This is a genomic window from Pseudomonas flavocrustae (assembly GCF_029872515.1).
In the GTDB taxonomy this organism is placed as follows: domain Bacteria; phylum Pseudomonadota; class Gammaproteobacteria; order Pseudomonadales; family Pseudomonadaceae; genus Chryseomonas; species Chryseomonas aestiva.
This window is the reverse complement of record NZ_JAPDIQ010000009.1, coordinates 70,249-92,592: the sequence shown is the minus strand read 5'-3', so window position 1 is coordinate 92,592 and position 22,344 is coordinate 70,249. Positions and strand designations below refer to the sequence as shown.

The following is a 22,344-nucleotide window of genomic DNA, read 5'->3' as shown; positions in this document are numbered from 1 at the left end:
GACTTTTTTGCGGCTTACCAGGCCGCTCACTGTACTGCTCGATCTCCGGCCTACTGATCCTCACGCACCGCTTAAACAGACGCCAAGATGCCCGTTCGCCAATCACTATGAGAACGACCATGCGCACCCTGGGCCTGCTGGGCGGCATGAGCTGGGAAAGCTCGGCGCACTACTATCGCATCCTCAACGAAGAGGTCCGGCGCCGGCTGGGCGGCAGTCATTCGGCGGCCTGCCTGCTGCTGTCGGTGGATTTCGCCGAGATCGCCGCGCTGCAGCATGCCGGCGACTGGACGGCGCTGGGTCAGCGCTTGCAGGACCATGCGCGGCAACTGGCCGCCGGTGGTGCCGAGGCGCTGGTGCTCTGTACCAACACCATGCACTGCCTGGCGGCGGAGATCGAGGCGGCCACGACCTTGCCGCTGCTGCACATCGCCGACCCCACGGGTGCGGCGATCCGCGCCCGGGGCCTGCGGACCGTCGGCCTGCTGGGCACCGCCTTCACCATGGAGCAGGCTTTCTATCGCGAGCGGCTGACCGAGCGCTTCGGCCTGGAAGTGGTGGTGCCTGACGCGGCCGCGCGCCAGATCGTGCACCGCATCATCTATGACGAGCTGGTACGTGGCGAGGTGCGCCCCGAATCGCGGGCAGCCTATCGCGCGATCATCGCCGAGCTGGTCGCCCAGGGCGCCGAGGGCATCGTGCTCGGCTGCACCGAGATCATGCTGCTGGTGGACCAGGGCGACAGCGCGGTGCCGCTGTTCGACACCACGCGACTGCACGCCCTGGCCGCCGTGGACTGGGCGCTGGACGAGACCCAGGGCTAGCCGTGCAGCCGCTGCGCCACCTCGGCCAGCAGCGGACGCGCATCGAGCGTGGGCTGCTGGCACTGCGCGGCCAGGGCCGCCAGCGCCGGATCCACGGGCTCGCTGCAACGCGTCAGCCACTCCTCCAGCAGGATACCGAAGGCGCGACTTTCGAAGCGTTGCAGCCGCGCGGCCTGCGTCCGGTCCTCGGGCAGCAGCGAGGCGCCGCCGAAGTCGCCCAGCAGGCAGCGCGCGCCACCGTCCCAGAGGATGTTGTGGGCATAGAAGTCGCCGTGGACCAGGCCATGCCCGTGCAGGTGCGCCAGGGCGCTGGCCATGCCGCCCGCCATGCTGCGCACGGCGCGGGCGGTGAAGCGGGTGTCTTCCGGATAGACGTCACGGCTGCAGGTGGTGAAGCTCGGCGGACCGGCCAGGTTGCCGAAGGCCGGCTCCACCAGCTCCAGCACCAGGCCACTGCGCTGCTCGGGATGCTCGGCCAGATCACCGAGGGCGCCGATCAGCCAGGGATGGGTGCCGGCACTGAGGCTGGCGGCGCTTTCGCTTTCCGGGGTTCCATCGCTGGTCATGCTGCCCTTGAACAGCTTGACGGCGACCTCGCGCGGCCCCGTGGGCGACTGCCAGCGCGCCTGATGGATGATGCCGGAGGCGCCCTCCCCCAGCCGCTCGCCCAGCACCAGGTCGCTCCAGGCGATGCGTTGTTGCCGCGCCGCCTGGGTGCGCACCGCGCGCTCGCGCTCGGCCCCCAGGGGATTGTCGCCATAGGCCAGCCAGGTCAGCCGCGGCAGATCGAGGATGGCCGGGGGCAGCGCCGCGAAGCGATTCGCCGACAGCCGCAGCAGTTCCAGCTGGTGCAGGTCGGCCATGGACGGCGGCAGGCTCTGCAACTGGTTGCCGGCCAGCATCAGTTTCTGCAAGGCGGGGCGCTCACCCAGGGCGGCGGGTAGCTCGGCGATGCGGTTGTCGGTGAGGATCAGCCAGCGCAGGCGCGGCGGCAGGGCCGCAGCGCTCACCCGCTCCAGCTGGCAGGCCTTGAAGCCGATCATTTCCAGCCTGGGTAGCGTGCCGAGCACCTCGGGCAATTCGGTGAAGGGATTGCCCGAGCAGAAGAGAATGCGTAAGCGGTGCAGCCGGCCCAGGTCGGCGGGCAGGCGGGTCAGCCGATTGCCCGACAGGTCGAGGATTTCCAGGCTGTCGGCCAGGCTGAAGATCTCTTCGGGGAATTCGGTCAGGTCGGCACGCAGGGTCAGGCGCGTGGCCCCGGCCAGTTCGCCGGCGCGCAGCCGGGCAAGGGTATCCGTCATGGGAAAGCGACTCTCACTGTCTTGAAAACCCGGCACCCGCCGGTGATGGCGCGGACGTTAGCACGCCGGGCCGCTGGCTGCGGCCCTCGTGCGCCAGAATGCGCGCCACTGCCTCTTGCAGGGTGCCGGCGGTCACCGCGGGCGGCGCAAGGGGGTTGGCCACCTGCTCGGCCTGCCGCTGCAACAGGGCACCTTTGAAACCGGCCGCCTGGGCGCCGGCGATGTCCCAGGCATGGACGGCGACCAGCCACAGCTGTTCGGCCGGCTGATCCAGGCTGACGGCGGCCTGGCGATAGGCCGCCGTGGCGGGTTTGCTGGCACCGGCGTCTTCGGCCGAGAGGATGCCGGCGAAGGCGTCGCTCAGGTCGGCGTAGGCCAGCTGCGCCTGGGTGGCGGCGCGCGCGTTGTTGGAAAAGGCGATGCAACGCACCCCCTGCGCCCGGGCGAAATCGAGCCCGGCTCGGACATCGGTGTGGGCGGGCAGCGCCTGCAGGGCCTTGGCCACACGCTGTCTGTCAGCGGCCGTCAGCGTCCGTCCGAGTCGTGCGCCGATCATCTCCAGCGCCGCCTGGCCCTGGGCCTCGAAGGGCGCGTGCCGGCCACAGAGCTCGGCGGTCATGGCGTTCTGCAGGGTCTGGGCGAACCACAGCGTGCGGCTCCGGGGGTCACCGAACAGCTCGGTGAACAGGCCATCCAGCGCGGACAGGTCGAGCACGGTTTCGTTGATGTCGAACAGGCAGGTCAGGGTCATGGTCGCTACTCGGCAGGGATACCTCTTCGACCAGGGCTCGCACCCGACGTGCAGCCGCGCTAAGGTTCCAGACTGGCAGGCGAGACGAAACGGCTAAAGTCTTACGATTTTTTGCCGATACCTCCACAGACCTGCCTCTCGTTTGCTGCACCCGCCTGGCTCGGGTGGCGGCAGTTCTTCCAGGATGTGCTTGTTGCTCGCACAAGGCTCATCGACATTCCCGAGATAGCCTGATGGCCGATTCACTGAAGTACGAAGATGACCGCCTCAACGCCCTGCACGCCCTGGAGCTGCTGGATTCGGCGCCGGCGGAGGAATTTGATCGACTCTGCGAGCTGGTCGCCAGCAGCTTCAATGTGCCGACCGCGCTGATCAGTCTGGTGGACCGCGACCGTCAGTGGTTCAAGGCCCGCGTTGGCTTCGACCTGGCGCAGATGCCCATCGAGGATGCCTTCTGCGCCCACACCATCCGGGCCGAGAATGGCCGGATGGAGATCAACGATGCCTGCTGCGATACCCGCTTCAGCCATAACCCCCTGGTGGTCCGCGCACCCCATGTGCGCTTCTATGCCGGCTCGACCCTGGTCACCGAGGGCGGTTATGCGATCGGCAGTCTGTGCATCCTCGACAGCCAGCCGCGCGAACTGACGGTCGCGGAACGCAAGCGCCTGGACGATTTCGCCGCCCAGGTGATGAGGCTCATCGCCCTGCGCCAGCACCTGCGCCGTCGCGATCCGGTCAGCGGCCTGCCCAATCGTCAGCAGTTCCAGGCCGATGTCGCTCAGTTGGCCGAATTCCAGCCCGACGAGGGGCGCCTGCTGGTGCTGGTGGATCCGCTGGAGACCCACTGGAAGGAGCAGCTGATCCTGGCCCAGGGCATGTGGCCCTTCGAGACCTTCCTGCGCAGCCTGGCCCTGCGCCTGTGCGACGCCCTGAAGGACCGGGCCAAGGTCTATCACGTGGACACCAAGAGATTTGCCTTCCTGCTGCCGGAGGACTGCGATTATCCGCCGCTGCTCGATGCGCTCATCGCCCAGTTGCGGATGCCGGTCCAGGCCGACCGCATTCCCATCGATCCACCGGTCAAGGCCGGTGTGGTGCCCTTCCTGCTCGACTCGGGCGAAGTCCGTGACCTGCTGCGCAAGGCCATGGTGGCGGTCGATCAGGCTACGCTGAGCAGTCGTCACTGGGTCGTCTACGAGCGTCCGCAGGACGAGGCCTTCCAGCGCATCTTCCAGCTGGTCCGGCAGATTCCCGAGTCCCTGGAGCGCGGCGACTTCAGCCTGGCCTTCCAGCCACGCCTGGCCCTGCCCGGACGCCGACTGCGCAGCGCCGAAGCCCTGTTACGCTGGACCCACCCGCAACTCGGCCCCATCGCGCCCGGCGACTTCATTCCGGCGATAGAGAAGACCGCCCTGATCCACAGCGTCACCCGCTGGGTGATCCGTACCGCCGTCAGCCAGCTGGCGCACTGGGACAATCGCTATCAGGGGCGACTGTCGCTCAACCTGTCGCCACGGGATTTCGACGAGGGCGACCTGGTCGAACTGCTGCGCGAGACCTGCCGGCGCGAGGGCGTCGATCCCCGCCGGCTGGAGGTGGAGATCACCGAAGGCGAATGGCTCAGACGCAATCCGGAGGCCATCGCCCAGCTGCATGCCCTGCGCGAGCTGGGTGTGGAGATCGCCATCGACGACTTCGGCAGCGGCTACAGCAACTTCGCCTATCTCTACGAATTGCCGGTCACCAGCGTCAAGCTCGACCGCTCGCTGATCCACGACCTGCCCCAGGATCCGCGCAAGCAGGAGGTGGTCAGGGCGCTGCTGGCGCTGATCGGCAAACTCGGCTATCGCAGCGTTGCCGAGGGGATAGAGACGCCAGAGGTATTGGCCTTCCTGCAGGAAGCCGGCTGCGACGAGGTTCAGGGCTATCTGCTGGCCCGCCCCATGGCCCTGCCCGCCTTCGAGGCCTGGTACGCCGAACAGGGTTAAGCCGAACGGATGAGGTCATTTGACTGACAAATTCATTCCAGGCTCTACACTGGTTCAGGTCGCAGTTTCCCGGGAGTGAGGACATGAGGGAATCAGGTACCGAGTTGTTGGACGTGGTTGGCCTGGATACCGGCAACCTGAGCAGCCAGGGCTGCATCGACAAGGTGCTGCACGCGCTGCGTACCCATCTGAACATGGACGTGGCCTTCCTGGCCGAATTTCGCCAGCAGGACCGGGTCTTTCGCAATGTCGATGCCGTGCCCGATGCGCCGATCAAGGCCGGCGATGCCCTGCCGCTCAGCCAGGGCTATTGCCAGCAGGTGGTCACCGGCCATCTCCCCGAACTCATCCCCGACACCCGGGCCGTCGGCGCCACCCGGCTGATTCCGGAGACCCGCGCCGTGCCCATCGGCGCGCACCTGAGCGTGCCCGTGCGACTCAACGACGGCGAGCTCTATGGCACCTTCTGCTGCTTCAAGTACCAGCCCGATCCAACCCTCAGTCCCCGAGACCTGGAACTGGTGCGGACCTTCGCCGAGCTGGTGGCCGATCGCCTCAGCCTGGACGTCTCCAGCCGCCGCGGCCAGGTGGAGATGCGCGAGCGCATCCAGGGGGCGGTGGCCGCCCACCAACCCAGCATCGTCTACCAGCCGATCTATCATCTCGCCGATCTGCGTATCGCTGGCTGGGAATCCCTGTCGCGCTTCCATTGCCCGCCGCAGCGCAGTCCGGATCTGTGGTTTTCCGAGGCCACGGCGGTGGGCCTGGGCGACGAACTCGAAGAAAGCGCCATGCGCTATGCACTGCAAGGGTTGCAGAGCCTGCCGGACGATACCTACCTGACCATGAACTGTTCACCGCAGACCATCCTGGCCGGCCGCCTGCCCGCGCTGCTGGCGGGCAATCCGCCGGGCCGGCTGGTGCTGGAAATCACCGAGCACGCCGAGGTCGACGACTACGCCGCCCTCCATGCCCAGCTGCAACCGCTACGGGCCCAGGGCGTGCGCCTGGCCATCGACGATGCCGGCGCCGGCTATTCGAGCCTGAGGCACATCCTCAGGCTGCGGCCGGACATGATCAAGCTGGACATGAGTCTGGTCCGTGACATCGACAGCGACGCCGAACGCCGGGCGCTGGCTTCGGCGATCATTGCCTTCGCCCGCGAGACCCGCAAGGAGGTGATCGCCGAGGGCGTGGAAACCCTCGCCGAACTGGCGACGCTCAAGGCACTGCAGGTGGACAAGGTACAGGGCAACCTGCTGAGCCGTCCGCTGCCGCGCGACGACGCCCTGCGCCTGCCCCGGCAGCGCCCCCTGGAAGGCCTGCCGGACAGCTGAAACGCCAAGGATCGGCGACCATTCAAGTCGCCGATCCTTTGGCCGATACGCCTAGGCGAATGATCGCTTCATCTGACGCCAGGCCGGCTCTCGGCCGATCCTTGTCCTGCAGGAGTTACCGGTGCGCTCCATCCTGGTCATCGAAGACAGCCCCATGGTCCTCAAGATTCTGGCGCACCTCTTTCGTCAGCAGCGCGATTTCGAGCCCGTATTCTGTGCCACCCTGGCCGAAGCCGAGCTGATGCTGGAAACCTCGGCCAATCTGTTCTTTGCCGCCCTGGTGGACCTCAACCTGCCCGATGCGCCCAATGGCGAAAGCGTCGATCTGGTGCTGCGCTATCGCCTGCCCTGCATCGTTCTCAGCGGCTCCTACGACGAACGCCGGCGCGATGATCTGCTGACCAAGGGCGTGGTCGACTACGTGCTCAAGGAAAGCCAGTACTCCTACGAATTCGCCTTCCGGCTGCTGCGCCGGCTGGACAGCAACACCGCGGTCAAGATCCTCATCGCCGAGGACTCCGACGCCACCCGCAACTACATCCGCCACGTGCTGACGCCACACCGCTACCAGCTGCTGGACGCCTGCGACGGCAACGAGGCGCTGCGCCTGCTGCAGGAGCAGCCGGACATCGATCTGCTGGTGGTGGACCACAGCATGCCTGGTCTCAGCGGCTTCGAACTGGTGCAGTTGCTGCGGCAGAAGCTGCGCCGCCACGACCTCAGCATCATCGGCCTGTCGGCCGACGAAAAGGGCTCGCTCAGCGCCAAGTTCATCAAGCAGGGCGCCGACGACTTCCTGCGCAAGCCCTTCTGCCCCGAGGAGCTAAACTGCCGGGTGGTCTCGACCCTGGAGCGGCGGGACCTCATGCGCGCCCTCACCCACGCCGCCCAGTACGATTCCCTCACCGGACTGCGCAATCGCCGCGCCTTCCAGGACCAGGCCCAGGAGTGGTTTCGCCAGGCCGAACGCGAAGGTCACTCGCTGAGCGTGGCCATGCTCGACCTGGATCACTTCAAGCGCATCAACGACGAGCACGGCCATGCCAGCGGTGACAGCGCCCTGGTGGTCTTCGCCCAGGCGCTGGCCCGCACCCTGCCCCAGGACCTGACCGGCCGCCTCGGCGGCGAGGAATTCGCCCTGGTCAGCCGCATGCCCCCGGAGCAGTTGCTGCAGGCGCTGGACCTGCTGCGGCGCTACTGCCACGCCCAGACCTATGCCCCGGGCGCCCCGCCACTGTCGTTCAGCGCCGGGGTCTTCAGCGGCGTCGCCAATGACCTCGAAGGCTTCCTCCACGAAGCCGATCGCCGCCTCTATCAGGCCAAGCGCCAGGGCCGTGCCCGCACCTGCCTGGTGCTGGACGCCGAGTAGCGCGGATCCCGGGTTGGCGCCCTGCGTCACAAGACATATGATGTCAGACGATTGGCCTGCTGCCGCAGGTCGATCCGCATAGCCTCGTCTGAACAATAACAATCAAGGACCTGCACCATGCATGACTCTTCCCCGGGGCTCGCCCGGCCGCTGTCGCGTCGTCGTCTGCTTCAGGGCGGCCTCATCTGCAGCGCGGCCCTCGCGCTACCCACCCTTGCCCGCGCCGCCGAACCCCTGAGCCAACGCTATCCCGATCCGCTGATCGAGATCCTCGACGACCGCTTCCTGGAATTGCGGCTGTTCAACGCCAGCGTCGAGCGCCTGGCCACCGGTCTGCGCTGGGCCGAAGGGCCGGTATGGATCGGCGACGGCAACTACCTGCTGATGAGCGACATCCCCAACAACCGCATCGTGCGCTGGGATGAGGTCAGCGGCCGGCTGGACACCTATCGCGCCCAGTCGAATTTCGCCAACGGCCTGACCCGCGACCGTCAGGGTCGGCTGATCGCCTGTGAAGGCTCGACCACCCACGGTCTCGGCCGGCGGGTCACCCGCACCGAGCACGACGGGCGCCTCACGGTGCTGGCCGATAACTTCGAAGGCAAGCCCTTCAACTCGCCCAACGACGTGGTGGTCAAGGGTGACGGCTCCATCTGGTTCAGCGATCCGCCGTTCCAGGCCAACAGCGACTACGAGGGCCATCGGGTCAAGACCGAGCAGCCCGACGGGGTCTATCGCATCGACGGCGAGAGTCTGGCGGTGACCCGGGTGATCGGCGATCTCAACGGTCCCAACGGCCTGGCCTTCTCGCCGGACGAGAAGCTGCTCTATGTGGTCGAGGGCCGCGCCAAGCCCAATCGCCTGGTGTGGGCCTATACGGTCAAGGACGACGGCAGCCTGGGCGAGCGCCGCAAGCACATCGAGGCGCTGGAATACGGCGCCCTGGATGGCATCAAGTGCGACGTGGCGGGCAATCTCTGGTGCGGCTGGGGCAGCAGTGGCGCGCCGGCGGCCAAGCCCGAAGCCCTCGATGGCGTGCGGGTGTTCGATCCCAGCGGCAAGGCGCTGGGCCACATCCACCTGCCGGAACGCTGCCCCAACCTGTGCTTTGGCGGCCCGGAAGGCAACCGGCTGTTCATGGCCGGCTCCCACTCGCTCTATAGCCTCTACGTCAACATCCGCGGTGCCGGCCTCTAGCGGCTAGCGGGACTCGGGTGGCGACTGCTCGACCAGGACGTTCAGGGAGTCGAGCACGCTGTCCAGGGCGTAGGCCGCTTCGAAGCGCGCCAGATTCTGGGTGAGATCGGCCAGGCTGGTGGTGATCCCCAGCCAGTTGCCCAGGCCGATCTGGCGCGCCGCTTCCGGCAGCGAGCAGCCGCCATCGCGGCGCTCCAGCCAGGCCAGCACCAGTTCCGGCGGGGTATCGGCTTCGAGGCCCAGGGTGCGCAGCAGGCGCAGGGCCTTGGCCTGTTCGCGGGGCGGCAGCCGATGCCGGGCCGTGGGGGTGGGGGTGGGCTGGTCGACGATCAGCGTCAACCGGGAGCCGGGGATATCGGTCATCTGGACCTCTAGGGACTACACCAGAACCGCACGGCGCGAGGCCGCTTCATCTCCCCATGGTAGGCGAATAGTCTGGCCAATTGCCATCCCCGGGCCCGACCCTCGTCACCTGGAAAACGCCGTTCGGCCCCCTGCCCGCTCAGCGCGAGGCACGGCCCCGGCAGCGCTGCCACCGTTCCTCCACCCGCTGGGCGAACCAGGCGGTGGTCAGGGTCCGGGTGATCTTGGGGCTTTCCAGGGTGATGCCCGGCAGCATGGCGCGCGGCAGGCTGCGACCGGCCTTGCGCTCGGCCAGGGCATAGACCTTGGCATAGAGATCGGTCTTGGCGAAGTCCTCGGACTCACCCGCCTCCAGGTCATGGCGGATGGCAATGTCGCTCATGCCCAGGGCCGGCGCCAGGCGATTGACCGCGCGCTCGGTCTCGCCCTGGGTGCGCGAGCCGGGCACCACCAGATCGCCATCCAGCGCCAGCTTCAGCCCCGTGGCCCGGCTTACCGCGCTCTGGAAGGCGGCATTGCGACTGGCGTACCAGCCGGCGTTGAAATCGGCGAAGCGATACAGCGGCGTGGAATAGTCCGCCGGATAGCCGAGCAGGTGCGCGGTGCCGAAATAGAGACCACCCCGGCGGCTGAACACCTCGTGGCGGATGGACCCGTCGCGGTCATAGGGATAGCCGCGGGCATGGGCCTCGGCGAAGTCGATGCTGACCTGCATGGGTCCGCCGGTGCGTACCGGATTGAAGCGCCCGAACAGCTGGCCGCCCAGGGGCACCATGGCGATGAAGTCCTCGAAGATCAGACTCAGCTCGCGCTCGGTACGGGCACTGTCCAGGCGCTGGGCGTAGGTCTTGCCGCTGGGCGACTTGAGGTTGAGCGCAGTGCGCACCAGCAGTTGGGGGACATAGGCCCGCGCCGCGCGTCTATCGATCTCCTCCCGGGCGATCCGCCCCAGCCCCGACACCGGCGGATCGACCTGGTAGGTGGATTCCTGCTCCGCCACCGCCAGCACCGCGCAGAGGTTGGCCGTCGACGGCTCGAGACCCTGGGCGCTGAAGGCGGTCTGGATATCGCTGGCCCAGCCCTGCCGATCCGCCACGCTGGCGGGCAACAACCGCAGCAACTCGGCGCGCACCTCCGCCGGCGAGCGCGTGGGCCCCTGGGAGGTCGGCGTCAGGCTGCAACCGGCCAGGACCAGTGCAGCGACGAGGGCAGTCCAGCCGCGCAGCCGCGACAGGGTGGGCAAAGCGGAAGCGGACAGGGCGACAGCAGCGGACACGGTAACTCCGGAAGATTCCTTTGGCCGTTTTGACCACAACGCCGAGCAAATGGCTGTACTGCCCGGCCAATAACTTCTGGTTATATCGATGTAACCTTTTCATTCAACCAGCAGCGGATGTCCGCTGGGATTCCCGAACAAGTCCCACTAAAATAGTCGGACTTTAGTTCGAAGCTACCGGAACCATGATGCAGCAGACCTCTACGCTCTCCTCTCCTCGCCTGCCATGGGCGGCCCTGTGGGCGACCTGCCTGCTGGCCGTGGGCATGGTCTTTCTCAACCAGGCCGTGGGCGGTCGTCAGGCCCTGCTGCTACTGCTCGGCGGCGCCCTGGGCCTGACCCTCTACCACGCCGCCTTCGGCTTCACTTCGGCCTGGCGGGTGTTCATCCTCGACCGTCGCGGTGCCGGGCTGCGCGCTCAGATGGTGATGCTGGCCCTGGCGGTGCTGCTGTTCTTTCCCGCCCTCGGCGCCGGCAGTCTGTTCGGCGAGGCGGTGCGCGGCAATGTCTCGCCGCTGTCCACCTCGGTGGTGATCGGCGCCTTCCTGTTCGGCATCGGCATGCAACTGGGCGGTGGCTGCGCCTCCGGCACCCTGTTCACCGCCGGCGGCGGCAATGCGCGGATGCTGGTGACCCTGCTGTTCTTCGTCATCGGTTCGCTGATCGCCACCCAGCACCTGGGCTGGTGGTTCGCCCTGCCCAGCCTGCCGCCCACCTCCCTGGTGACCAGCCTGGGCGTGCTGCCCGGCATCCTGGTCAGCCTGGCGGCCTTCGCCCTGATCGCCTGGATCTCGGTGGTGCTGGAGCGCCGTCGCCACGGCAGACTGGAAGCCACGGTCCCCGGCGAACACCAGGGCGCGGCACGCCTGCTGCGCGGCAACTGGCCGCTGGTCTGGGGCGCCATCGCCCTGGCGATACTGAACTTCGTCACCCTGGCCCTGGCCGGTCGCCCCTGGGGCGTCACCTCGGCCTTCGCCCTCTGGGGCGCCAAGGGTGCCGGTCTGCTCGGGCTGGACGTCTCCGCCTGGGCCTTCTGGCAGCAACCGGCCAATGCGCGGGCGCTGGCCGAGCCCTTCTGGTTCGACGTCACCAGCGTGATGAACCTTGGCATCATGCTGGGCGCCCTAGTTGCCGCGGGCCTCGCCGGGCGCTTCGCCCCCAGCCTGCGCATCCCCGCGCGGTCACTGGTGGCGGCGGTGCTCGGCGGCCTGCTGCTGGGCTACGGCGCGCGGCTGGCCTATGGCTGCAACATCGGCGCCTACTTCAGCGGCATCGCCTCGGGCAGCCTGCATGGCTGGCTGTGGCTGGTGGCCGCCTTCTTCGGCAACAGCCTGGGCGTGCGCCTGCGTCCCTTCTTCTTTCCCGGCGAACGCCGCGTCGAACGCCTGACCGGCTGCTAGACCGGCAAGACCTGGCGACCGGGCGGCAGCGCCCCCGGTCGCTCCGGCAGGCTCACCACCCCGTACTGGGGCGCGCCGTGGTAGGTCTTCAGCGCCTGCATGACAAAGAGCAGGGCCGCGGTGCCCTGGTATTCGAACAATCCCTGCAGCGGCCAGATGGTCATGAAGGCGAGAAACACCGCCAGGGTGAAACCCAGGTCGCGGCTCAGCTTGCGCGCCACCAGGTAGTGGACCGCCAGGCCGATGGGAATCACCAGGATCGACAGGAAGCCGAAGCGGAACACGGTGCCGAAGATGCCGACATCGGAGAGGAAGAAGTAGTCGCCGAAGATCGGCTTGAAGCCATCGTTCCACATCAGGCTGAGGCTGCCGCTGGGCAAGCCGTTGTACAGCTGCAGGTGGTTGATGATCTGGGAAATGGTGGTTTCCCGGACGTTGTCGGTGGGGCCTTCCTGCACCGAGCGCGCATAGAAATCCAGGTTGAAGCCGAGGGTTTCCAGCAGGTGTGGATAGAGGATCAGCGGCGCGATGATGATGGCGCCGAACAGCGCCGGTCCGACCAGGCGCGCGCGCAGGGCGAGGATGGTGAACACCAGGCAGACCACGATCAGCTGGCGGGTCTGCAACACCACCACGATGGTCGCCAGGAAGAACAGCGCCAGCAGGCCGTGCCTCAACTTGGGCCGCAACTGCCCGTCGATGAAGGAACGCCCGCGACCGGCGAAGTAGATGCAGATGAAGTAGCCGAAGAAGATGGCGCCCGCCCCCGTGGAGGCCCGTCCGGGGCGGCTGAGGTCCTTCACCTCGTCGCGCAGGTCCGGCAGCATCTTGAAGTAGGACAGCCAGCACAGCAGTGCCGAGAGCAGTCCGACCAGGATGATCAGATTCTCGAACTGCACGGCATTCAGTCGCTTGGCCAGGTACAGGACCAGGAAGGCGCTGAAGCAGTAGAGCACGCGCCGCTCCTCGATGAGGCCGTAGACCAGCGGCTGGCCCCAGAACAGCTGGGCGAACACCGCCGGCAGGCCGACGAACATCGCCGTGGAAAACAGGCAGAAGCCCATCAGCAGCCGGTAGTCGCGCTGCGGCCGATGCCAGGTGCTCAGGGTGAAGAGCGCGAAGAAACCCAGGCAGATCGCCAGGTACAGCTCGCCCACGTAGCGGATGCCCACCGGGTTGGTCGGGCTCTGTTCGAAGACGCCGAACTGCAGGACCATCAGGCCACCCAGGGCCAGAAAACTCAGTCGATTGATCAGCGTACCCGGCATGCCCGGTTTCCTCGCAGCGTGTTCATGGATAAGGCGTTCATTGCAGGCGCCAGTCACCCTCGACCTTGGCGTAGGTCAGCTGGCGGCCGTCCGCCAGACTCAGGCGGGCGCGGGTGTATTCCGGCAGGTCGACGCGGAATTCCCGGCCTTCCAGATAGAGCCCGCCGCAGGCGCCCGGCTCGCCGTGGTAGTCCAGCGGCTGGCGCTGCAATTCGTGGATGCTGCGGTGGAACAGCAGGTTGGCGTAGCCGCGCACCGTCATGTCGGTGGCGATGAGGGTGCAATCCAGCGCGACCTGGCCTTTCACCAGGCTCACCAGCGCCTGGTTCTGCCGGTCGATGGCGCCCCAGCCGGCATAGCCGGCGAGGTCCTGGCGATAGGTCTGGCCGTTCTGCAGGGCCGCGGCCACCAGCACCACGGCGAGCACCGCACGCCCTGGGGTCTTCAGCGCCAGGAAGGCCAGGCCGAGCAGCAGCGCGGCGGGAAAGATGAACTTGAGGCGATCGAAGGAAAATTGGGTGGCGTGCTGCAGCAGCAGCAGATTCTCCAGCAGCGGCACGCTGGCGGCGACCAGCAGCAGCGCGGTGCTGCGCGGCCAGTTCAGCGACTTGCGCTTCCAGAGCAGCACCCCCAGGGCGATGGCCACCGCGGCCAGGAACAGGCCGAAGGACAGCCCGTAGCCGGTGAAGAAGTCGGTCAGGTGGGCATTGTTCGGGCTGCGGGCGAGAAAGCGTCGGGCAAAGGCCTTGAGCGTCGGCAACAGACCCGCCGCCAGGCTGTAGTGCAACAGCACCAGCAGGCCAGCCAGCGCCGTGGCGAAGGCCAGGCGCCAGGCCATCCGCCGGCCTTCCGGCAGGTGCCGGTGCTGCAGCCAGAACAGCGCGACCAGTCCACCGCCAAAGACGTAGCCGGTCCATTCGGTCAGGGCGCCGAAGCAGACCAGGCCGGCCAGCAGCCAGCCCAGGCGGTTGCGCTGGCCAGCTGGCGCCCGCAGGTAGTGGAAGAAGGTCAGCAGACTGGCCAGCAGCAGCACCTGGTAGAAACTCTGCACCCAGTAGAGCAGGCCCTGGGAGAGCAGCGCCTCGCGGCTGAAGATCGCGATCAGGCAGCCCAGCACCGCGCTCGTGGCGGCCAGGCCGCGGCTGGCGCCATGGCTGCGCAGCACCAGGTAGAGCAGGCGAAACAGCAATAGCGCGGTCAGGGCGCCAAGGGCGGCGTTGAACAGCGCGAGGCTGTGCAGCGAAGGCGTCAGACCCGCGGCCTTGAGACCGAAATAGGGCGCGAGGAAGCCGTAGCTGCTGAAGCTGGTGTAGACATAGTCGCCGCTGTGGGTGGGAATGGTCGCGCCCCAGGACACCTGCTTGTCGTGACTGCCACCCAGGGTCACCGTGGGCAACCACCAGTGCCGGGCCACGCCGGACTCGTCCAGGGCATTGAGGCTGAGCAGGACGTGATAGCTGGCTTCGAGATTCTGCGCCCCGGTGCCGTCGCGGAAATCCGGCAGGCGCCACAGCAGGGCCAGCAATAACAGCAGGCCGACCGCCAGACCGCCCAGCCAGAACGGCCACCGTCCCACCCGGACCCCGGGATGGGTAACGTCAGATACCACGCTCATTGTCCTGTCTCCTGACAGCCATGCAGTCGAGAACGCCGTCCAGGGCAGTGAAGAACCAGGCGCCATCTTCCGCAGGCCTGGTACAGCCGGTGCAAGACCGCCCACGCAGGCCAAGCGGCGCATGGGCGGGTAACCGGGCTTCAACCGCTGACTACATTCAAGAAGCCGTCAGGAACACGCCGTTGCCGGAAGGCAGCGGCGTTTGCATCTGATACCCGGGTGCGCCCGCCAGCCTCGGCAGGGCACCAGCGGCTCCGGAAAACCCGGCGCAAGCCAGGGCTTGTCGTCCGGAGACACGACAGGTCGCGAAGAAGACTGCCTTAGCACCTTGAGACTGCCAAGCGGGCATCTGTCACGTTCTGCATGGAGTGTCACATTTTTGGCTTTTGCTTTCGCTTAGAGTCGACGCAGCACTCCAGCCGACAAGGTGCGGATCCCTGATCCAGCGCCTGGTGTTCCAAGCTGTGCCCTGCCTGGCGTGACGATTTCGCCCCCGGTTCGCCGCGCGGTGTCTCCTCGACAGCGCGCGGCCGCGACGGCTGTCCTCCTCCGTACCTGCCCAAGGCCCGCTCCTGCATGGACCAGTCGCATCACTCGCTACCCGCTGCCACCCAGGCGGCGGACATCGGCTTCGCCCGCTACTGCGCCTCCCTCTGGCGCCATCGCCGCAGCCTGCTCGTCTGCATTGCCCTCTGCACCCTGCTGGGCGTGGCCTATACCCAGCTGGCCGCGCCGCGCTATCAGGCGGTGGCGACGGTGCAGATCGAATACCAGCGCGGCATCGTGCGTCTGGACGAATCCGACAATGGCCGGCCCATGCCACCGCCGGAAGCCGTCACCGAAATGCAGCTGCTCACCTCGCGGCGGGTGGTCGGCGAGGTCGTGGACGCCGAGGGCCTGGACCTGAGCGTCACCCCGCGGCGCCTGCCGCTGCTGGGCGACTGGCTGGCCCGGCGTCACGAGCGAGCCGGTGGGGCCGTCGCCCCGCCGCTGTTCGGCCTCAAGCAGTTCGGCTGGGGCGGCGAGCAGCTGACCATCGCCAGCCTGAGCGTGCCCGATGCCCTCTATGGCCAGCCACTCACCCTCACCGCCGAGGCCCCGGATCGCTTCCTGCTGAGCGATGCCCAGGGCAAGCGGCTGCTGGAGGGTCGGCTGGGCGAGCCGGCCAGCGCCGGCGAGCTGCGCCTGGACATCGCCCAGCTGCACGCCTATCCGGGCACCGAATTCATCCTGGTCAAGCAGCGTCGTGGCGTGACCATCCAGGCGCTGCAGGAACGGCTCATGGTCAGCGAGCGCGGCAAGCGCTCGGGCATCCTCTCGATCCAGCTGCAGGACACCGATCCGCTCAGGGCGCAACGCATCCTGCGCGGCATCACCGAGGCCTATGTGCGCCAGGACGTGACCCGCAACGCCGATGAATCCACCCAGCAGCTGGCCTTCCTGCGCCAGGAACTGCCGCAGGTGAACCAGCGCCTGACTGCAGGTCGCCAGGCCCTGGACCGCTACCAGCGGCAACGGGGTTCCATCGCCATCGGCGCGGAGGGACGCAGCCTGCTGAGCCAGGCGGTGGAGCTCGACGCCCAGCTATCGGCGCTGGAAATGGAGCGCCTGGGCCTGGCCCTGCGCTTCACTCCCACCCATCCGCTCTACCAGGGCCTGCTGGCGCGCCGCCAGGTGCTCAACGGCGAGCGTCAGGCCCTGCAGCAGCGCCTGGCCAAGTTGCCGCAGACCCAGCAGGAGGTGCTGCGCCTGCAGCGCGACGTGGAGGCGGCGGACAAGGTCTATGCGCTGATCAGCAAGCGCATCCAGGAATTGTCGGTGGTGCGCGCCGGCACGGTGAGCGATGTGCGCATCATCGACAGCGCCTACACCCAGATCGCCCCGGTCTATCCCAAGAAGCCCCTGCTGATCCTCAGCGCCCTGCTCTTCGGCTGCCTGGCCGGCGCCGCCTGGGTCTATCTGCGCGCCAGTCTCGAGCGCGGTATCGAAGACGCCGAGGGCCTGGAAGACCTCGGCCTGCCGGTGCTGGCGCAACTGCCGCTGGCACCGAGTCGCCAGGTCGGCGGGCCGCTGCAGACCTCGCTCGACAGCGGCTACCAGGAAGCCCTGCGGATTCTGCGGACCAGCCTGGCCTTCGCCCGCACCGAGGCGCGCAACGATCTGCTGCTGATCACCAGTGCCAGCCCCGCCGCCGGCAAGTCGTCGGTGGCCGTGCAACTGGCGCGGGTATTGGCCGAAGGCGGAATGCGGGTGCTGCTGGTGGATGCCGACCTGCGGCGCGGGCGCCTGCACCGGCGCCTGCAGCTGGCCCGCCGCCCGGGCCTCGCCGAGGTGCTGGCGGGACTGGCGACGCCCGAGCAGGCGATCCAGCCCTCGGCGATACCCGGCCTGGACTGTCTGGTGGGGGGCATCCGCCCGCCGAATCCGGCCGAATTGCTGATGAGTGCGCGCTGTACCGAACTGCTGCGCGGTCTGCAGCAGGACTACGAGTTGGTCATCCTCGACACCCCGCCGGTGCTGGCGGTGACCGATGCCGTGCAGCTGGCCGCCCAGGCCGGCACCTGCCTGCTGGTGTCGCGCTACGGTTGCAACACCGCCAAGGAAATCGAGGCGACCCAGCGCCACTTCGCCCACAGCGGTCTGCAGCTGCAGGGTGCGGTGCTCAACGCCGTGCCGCCCGCGCCGTTCACCCGCGCCGCCCTGGGCATCCTGACCGGCTGACGCCATCCCCCTGACCGGGCGCCACTCCGTGCTGGCGCCTGGCCAGCTTCTGTCATCAAATCTCAATACGGAGCCCCTAGGCTGCATCGACCTTCCGAGAACGGATTCGTATCGATGTCGTCCGCTCCCCTGTCTTCCTCGCGTACCTCCTCCCGTCCCAGCCAGGGCTGCGCCCTCGACCTCTGCACCCGGTGGCCCGCGGTCGAGGCCGAGCACACCAACGCCATGGTCATGGACCTGTTCAACGCACGCCGCGAGATCACCAGTCTCGCGGTGATCGAGCACGACCGTCCGATCGGGCTGATCAACCGCGACATCTTTCTCTCGCAGATGAGCAAGCCGTATCACCGCGAAGTCTACGATCGCAAGAGCTGCATCGCCTTCATGGACAAGGAGCCGCTGGTGGTGGACGCCGCCCTGTCCATCGAGGAGCTGACCCGGCGCACCGTCGAGGTGGGCGAAAAGGCCCTGGCCGACGGCTTCATCGTCACCCGCGAGGGTCGCTTCGCCGGACTCGGCCTGGGTGTGCAGCTGATGCGCATGGTCGCGGACCTGCAGGCCGAGAAGAATCGCCAGATCATGCACAGCATCGAGTATGCCAGCGTCATTCAGCGCGCCATGCTGCGCAGCTCGCGCGAGGCCCTGGCGGTGATGGAGCAGGACGCCACCCTGGTCTGGCAGCCGCGCGACGTGGTCGGCGGCGACTTCTATCACTTCGCCCAGCACGAGGACGGCTGGTTCGGCGCCATCGCCGACTGCACCGGCCACGGCGTGCCCGGCGCCTTCATGACCCTGATCGCCTCGGCGTCCCTGACCCAGGCCCTGCAACAGCTGGGACCGCGCGATCCCTCGGCGCTGCTGGCGGCGATCAACGGCAGCGTCAAGGCGATGCTGGGACAGTCCGGCGGCATCTCCGAATCCAACGACGGCCTGGACCTGGCCTGTTTCTGGGTGGATAGACACAGCCACAGCCTGACCTACGCCGGCGCCCGCATGCCCCTCCACCTCCTGGCACCCGACGCCGCGGAGGTCCTGACCCTGGCGCCACTGCGTCTGGGCATCGGCTACGCCGACAGCCCGCTCGACCAGTGCTGGCCGGCCACCACCCTGCCGCTGCAACCGGGCAGCCTGCTGTTCGCCACCACCGACGGCCTGATCGACCAGATCGGCGGTCCGCGGCGCACCTCCTTCGGCAAACGCCGCGCCCTGGCCCGGCTGAGCGAGTCGCGCACGGCGCCCACCGCGGCCTTCTGTGCACAGCTCAGCGCGGACCTCGCCCGCTGGCAGGGCGACGAACTGCGTCGCGATGACCTCACCTTTCTCTGCATCCGCGTGGCCTGACCGACATGACCGCTTCCTTTCCCACGAACGGCGCCTTTCTCGAAATTGCCCAGCAGCAGCACGTGATCTTCTATCACCGCGGCTATTTCTCCCATGGCATCGTCGCCGCCATGGCCGAGGTGGTGAAGCTGCAACTGGAATTCGAAGGGATCAGCAGCGCCACCCGGCGCAAGCTGTTCTCCTCGTTCATCGAATTGTCACAGAACGTCCTGCACTATTCCGCCGATGCCCTGCCCCCGGACGCCCTGGCGGACGCCAAGCTGGGTCAGGGTTCGGTCTGTATCACCCGCCAGGACGGCAACTACCAGATGCTCTGTGCCAACCCCATCGTCAGCGACAAGGTCGACGCCCTGCGCGCACGGCTCGAGCCGCTGTGCAGCATGTCCCTGGAGCAGATCAAGCAGGCCTATCGCGAATCCCTGCGCGCCGAGACCCCGGCCGACAGCAAGGGCGCCGGCCTCGGCTTCCTGACCATGGCGCGCGATGCCAGCGCACCCCTGGAATTCGCCTTCCATCCCTCCACGCAGACGCCGGGCACCACCCTGTTCTGCCTGAAAGCCATCATCTGACATGGGACTCCGACCTCGTATGGACACCGTGTTCATCGCGCCCACCGCCACCTCTCCGGAAGTGGACTTCCGTTTCGCCGAGGACGAGCTCTGGCTCAAGGGCGAATCCTTTCCGGAAAACGCCGCGGCCTTCTACCTGCCGGTGATCGAGTCGCTGCGGGCCTATCTCGACCAGCGCCAGGACGCCAGCATCCGGGTGCACGTAGCCCTGGCCTACTTCAACAGCTCCAGCACCAAGATGCTGTTCACCCTGTTCGATGCTCTGGACCAGGCGGCCCAGGCCGGCAACCAGGTGGAGCTGCACTGGTACTACGATGCCGAGGACGAGACCATCCAGGAATTCGGCGAAGAGCTGCGACTGGACTTCCAGGCGCTGACGTTCGTCGAGCATCCCGAGCTGCCGGCATGACCGCCAGCGTCAGGCGCTGCAGCCCGGTCGAAGCGGGTCCCGACCTGTTCGAACAGGAAGCCGGGGTGTTGCAGGCGGCGCGCGCCCTCTATGTGGCCGACGACGCCGATGCCGAACGCTACCGCGCCGCCCTGGGCGACCTGACACTGCATTTCGAACGCCTGATGCGCGAGACCCGCCGGCTGATCGCCCGCAGCGATCGCGCCGAACGCGAGATGAACGCCCTCAACCAGCAGTTGCAGACCCTCAGCCAGCAGCTGGAATACCGCGCCACCCACGACGCCCTCACCGGGATGCTCAATCGCGGCGCGGTGATCGACCAGGCCGGCCAGGCGCTGCGACAGCGGGGCGGTGCCATGATCGTGCTGGACATCGATCACTTCAAACGCATCAACGACGACTTCGGCCATCCCGCCGGCGATCGAGTGATCCAGGCCATCGCCCGCTGCCTGCAGGAGCTGGTCCAGGCGCCGGCCATCGTCGGTCGGGTGGGCGGCGAGGAATTCACCGTGCTGCTGCCGACCCTGGTACGGGACGAGGCCCTGGCCATGACCGAATGCCTGCGCCTGCGCATCGCCCGGGAGGCGACCGGCACGGCGCCGGTGACGGCCAGCTTCGGCCTCAGCATCAACCAGCCGGGCACCGACTTCGAGCTCGCCTACGGCCTGGCCGATGCGGCCCTCTACCGGGCCAAGCGTGCAGGGCGCAACCAGGTGGTGCTGGCCGACTGATCACCGCGACCTGTCAGGCTCTGCGCCCTTGCTCCGGGCATAAAAAAGCCGCTGTGCCGGAGAGGCACAGCGGCTTTTTCCCAGCCGTCGCTTAGGACTGCTTCCAGTCCGGATAACGGCGCTGGTCGGCGGCCGGCGGGAAGTACTGGTACAGCCAGGTTTCGCTCAGGGCGCGGTCCTGGGTGCGGATGAAGGCGCGCATCTGCACCGGATCGGCGTTGTCGCTGGTGGGGTACCAGTCGAAGATCACCCGGTAGCCGCCGATCTCGTCGATCTTGAGCACGTGGAAATCCTGCACCTTGCCGTCGGTGACGGTCACCACCGGCTCGATGCCGGTACCCTCGGGCAGGAACGACAGACCGCCGCCGTTGAAATCGATGGCGAAGCGCCGTGCCCAGACCTTGGGCCAGTGCTCACCGGGCGCCCAGCCCTCGGGGAAGCCGCCGATCCCGGAACGGGTGGCATTGACCCGCGCCAGCGGCGTGCTTACCGGCGGCAGCGCACTCCAGTGCAGCTTGTAGCCATAGTGCAGCGACTTGCCGGCGGTGATGGTCTCGGCCGGCGCCCAGAAGGCCACGATGTTGTCCAGGGTCTCGCCGGTGGTGGGGATCTCCAGCAGCTGGATGGCACCCTCGCCCCAGGCGGAGGTGGGCTCGACCCACAGACTCGGCCGGCGATCGTAGCGGACCATGACGTCCTGGTAGCTCTCGAATTCGTGATCGGTCTGCACCAGGCCGAAGCCTTTGGGACTGTCGTCCTTGAAGGCGTTGAACTGCAGCTTGGGCGGATTGTTCAACGGGCGGCAGATCCACTCGCCGTTGCCCTTCCACATGGCCAGGCGGTCGGAGTCGTGGATCTGCGGATGGTAGGTATTGCAGGTCTGGCGCTCGTGAGTGCCGCAGCCGAACATGCTGGTCATAGGCGCGATGCCCAGTTGCTTGATGTCGCGGCGGGCGTTGACGTTGGCGTCCACGTCCATCACCACCCGGTCGTTCAGGCAGTCGATGTCGAAGCGATAGGCCCCGGTGGCGCTGGGCGAATCCAGCAGCGCATAGACCACGAAACGGGTGCTGTTCTTGTTCGGGGTGACGAACCAGAACTTGGTGAAGTCGGGGAATTCCTCGGGCCGATCGGCATAGGTGTCGATGGCCAGGCCGCGGGCCGAGAGGCCGTACTGGCGGGTCTTGTCCACGGCGCGGAAGTAGCTGGCGCCGAGAAAGGAGACGATGTCGTACTGGGCCAGGTGCGGCGCCTTGAACAGCTTGAAGCCGGCAAAGCCCAGGTCGCCCTTGAGCTGGCTCTTGTCGACGCCGCTGTCGTTGTAGTTGAACAACTCGGGGCGGAAGTGGACTTCCTTGGCCTCATTGGTCTTGGGGTCCACCGAATACATCCGTACCGGCGTCTTGAAGCCCATGCCGACGTGGAAGAACTGTATGTCCAGCTGGCCCTTGAGGTCGTGCCAGAGCGAATGCTGGGCATCGTAGCCGATGGCATTGAACTGCTGGGGCGTCATGTTCGCCAGGGTGTCGGGCAGTTTCTGGGCGGTGGGCTGGTAGGCCTGGCCGGCCAGCTCCTTGGCGTGCTGCTTGAGCCAGTCGAAATCGAAGGCCTGCCCATCGCCATTGGCCGGATTGGCAAAGGCCTGGAGGGCGAACAGCCCGGTGGAGGGAATGCCGGTGTAGGCCGCCAGGGCCAGGGACGCTTTGAGCAGGTGTCTACGCTGCATGGATCAACCTTGGTCACAAAGGATGAAAGATTCGGTCCAGCCGAACCGCCAGAAAGGAAAAGAATGCACGATACCCGGATAGGTTCGCCATCGCACCGGTGAACTGCCGCCTAGCGCACGCTCTGGCCTGCCAGAGCGGTTACCAAAGCTTTCCG

18 protein-coding genes are annotated in these 22,344 nt (G+C 67.3%); 11 read left to right on the top strand and 7 right to left on the bottom strand.

Annotated features, from left to right (window positions below; genetic code table 11):
* Positions 1 to 119 precede the first annotated feature (119 nt).
* Positions 120 to 824 (top strand): aspartate/glutamate racemase family protein, encoded by a 705-nt coding sequence (locus tag OMP44_RS19150; protein ID WP_187978645.1) that lies wholly within the window; start codon positions 120 to 122, stop codon positions 822 to 824.
* Here the strand turns inward: OMP44_RS19150 and OMP44_RS19145 are convergent.
* Entirely contained in the window at positions 821 to 2,125 is a 1,305-nt protein-coding gene (locus OMP44_RS19145; RefSeq protein WP_187978644.1) for a leucine-rich repeat-containing protein kinase family protein, read from the bottom strand. The genes OMP44_RS19150 and OMP44_RS19145 overlap by 4 nt on opposite strands.
* Before the next feature lie 13 nt (positions 2,126 to 2,138).
* Positions 2,139 to 2,876, bottom strand: coding sequence for a haloacid dehalogenase type II (locus OMP44_RS19140; protein WP_280310469.1), 738 nt, complete (start codon positions 2,874 to 2,876; stop codon positions 2,139 to 2,141).
* Positions 2,877 to 3,109: 233 nt separating this feature from the next.
* Between OMP44_RS19140 and OMP44_RS19135 the strand changes: the two genes are divergently transcribed.
* The 4 genes from OMP44_RS19135 to OMP44_RS19120 all read left to right on the top strand — a co-directional run bounded on the left by OMP44_RS19135 (position 3,110) and on the right by OMP44_RS19120 (position 8,770).
* Positions 3,110 to 4,867 (top strand): putative bifunctional diguanylate cyclase/phosphodiesterase, encoded by a 1,758-nt coding sequence (locus OMP44_RS19135; RefSeq protein ID WP_252977075.1) that lies wholly within the window; start codon positions 3,110 to 3,112, stop codon positions 4,865 to 4,867.
* 83 nt (positions 4,868 to 4,950) lie between these two features.
* Complete coding sequence (locus tag OMP44_RS19130) at positions 4,951 to 6,204, top strand: sensor domain-containing phosphodiesterase (protein WP_187978642.1); 1,254 nt, start codon at positions 4,951 to 4,953, stop codon at positions 6,202 to 6,204.
* 121 nt (positions 6,205 to 6,325) lie between these two features.
* Complete coding sequence (locus OMP44_RS19125; RefSeq protein ID WP_133859910.1) at positions 6,326 to 7,573, top strand: GGDEF domain-containing response regulator; 1,248 nt, start codon at positions 6,326 to 6,328, stop codon at positions 7,571 to 7,573.
* A gap of 117 nt (positions 7,574 to 7,690) precedes the next feature.
* Positions 7,691 to 8,770 carry an SMP-30/gluconolactonase/LRE family protein gene (locus OMP44_RS19120; protein ID WP_280310464.1) on the top strand — a complete coding sequence of 360 codons (1,080 nt, stop codon included), beginning with the start codon at positions 7,691 to 7,693 and terminating at the stop codon, positions 8,768 to 8,770.
* A gap of 3 nt (positions 8,771 to 8,773) precedes the next feature.
* Here OMP44_RS19120 and OMP44_RS19115 read toward each other — a convergent pair whose 3' ends face one another.
* The gene (locus OMP44_RS19115) at positions 8,774 to 9,133 is read right to left on the bottom strand and encodes a hypothetical protein (protein ID WP_280310462.1); all 360 of its coding nucleotides are present in this window, start codon (positions 9,131 to 9,133) and stop codon (positions 8,774 to 8,776) included.
* A gap of 139 nt (positions 9,134 to 9,272) precedes the next feature.
* On the bottom strand, positions 9,273 to 10,376 hold the full coding sequence (locus tag OMP44_RS19110; protein ID WP_280310655.1) for a DUF1615 domain-containing protein: 1,104 nt from the start codon (positions 10,374 to 10,376) through the stop codon (positions 9,273 to 9,275).
* A gap of 221 nt (positions 10,377 to 10,597) precedes the next feature.
* Here OMP44_RS19110 and OMP44_RS19105 point away from each other — a divergent pair, with 221 nt between their 5' ends.
* Positions 10,598 to 11,809, top strand: coding sequence for a YeeE/YedE family protein (locus OMP44_RS19105; RefSeq protein ID WP_423815023.1), 1,212 nt, complete (start codon positions 10,598 to 10,600; stop codon positions 11,807 to 11,809).
* Here the strand turns inward: OMP44_RS19105 and OMP44_RS19100 are convergent.
* Together OMP44_RS19100 and OMP44_RS19095 are read right to left on the bottom strand one after the other, a co-directional pair.
* On the bottom strand, positions 11,806 to 13,077 hold the full coding sequence (locus tag OMP44_RS19100; RefSeq protein ID WP_280310461.1) for a hypothetical protein: 1,272 nt from the start codon (positions 13,075 to 13,077) through the stop codon (positions 11,806 to 11,808). The two genes, OMP44_RS19105 and OMP44_RS19100, sit on opposite strands and share 4 nt — an antisense overlap.
* Positions 13,078 to 13,114: 37 nt before the next feature.
* A complete protein-coding gene (locus tag OMP44_RS19095; protein ID WP_187978638.1) occupies positions 13,115 to 14,692 on the bottom strand; it encodes a hypothetical protein in 1,578 nt (525 codons plus the stop codon).
* A 576-nt stretch (positions 14,693 to 15,268) separates the two neighbouring features.
* On the opposite strand from OMP44_RS19095, the gene OMP44_RS19090 reads away from it, so the two are divergent.
* The 5 genes from OMP44_RS19090 (at position 15,269) to OMP44_RS19070 (ending at position 20,463) form a co-directional block, all read left to right on the top strand.
* Positions 15,269 to 17,413 carry a polysaccharide biosynthesis tyrosine autokinase gene (locus tag OMP44_RS19090; protein ID WP_280310458.1) on the top strand — a complete coding sequence of 715 codons (2,145 nt, stop codon included), beginning with the start codon at positions 15,269 to 15,271 and terminating at the stop codon, positions 17,411 to 17,413.
* 114 nt (positions 17,414 to 17,527) lie between these two features.
* A complete protein-coding gene (locus OMP44_RS19085; protein ID WP_280310456.1) occupies positions 17,528 to 18,754 on the top strand; it encodes a SpoIIE family protein phosphatase in 1,227 nt (408 codons plus the stop codon).
* Between the two features lie 5 nt (positions 18,755 to 18,759).
* Complete coding sequence (locus OMP44_RS19080; protein ID WP_187978635.1) at positions 18,760 to 19,323, top strand: SiaB family protein kinase; 564 nt, start codon at positions 18,760 to 18,762, stop codon at positions 19,321 to 19,323.
* Positions 19,324 to 19,342: 19 nt separating this feature from the next.
* Positions 19,343 to 19,732, top strand: a complete 390-nt coding sequence (locus tag OMP44_RS19075; RefSeq protein ID WP_208694355.1) for a DUF1987 domain-containing protein — start codon at positions 19,343 to 19,345, stop codon at positions 19,730 to 19,732.
* Positions 19,729 to 20,463 carry a GGDEF domain-containing protein gene (locus OMP44_RS19070; protein WP_280310448.1) on the top strand — a complete coding sequence of 245 codons (735 nt, stop codon included), beginning with the start codon at positions 19,729 to 19,731 and terminating at the stop codon, positions 20,461 to 20,463. The genes OMP44_RS19075 and OMP44_RS19070 overlap by 4 nt, the downstream gene beginning before the upstream one ends.
* A 91-nt stretch (positions 20,464 to 20,554) precedes the next feature.
* Here OMP44_RS19070 and OMP44_RS19065 read toward each other — a convergent pair whose 3' ends face one another.
* Entirely contained in the window at positions 20,555 to 22,189 is a 1,635-nt protein-coding gene (locus OMP44_RS19065) for a glucan biosynthesis protein D (RefSeq protein ID WP_280310446.1), read from the bottom strand.
* Positions 22,190 to 22,344 lie beyond the last annotated feature (155 nt).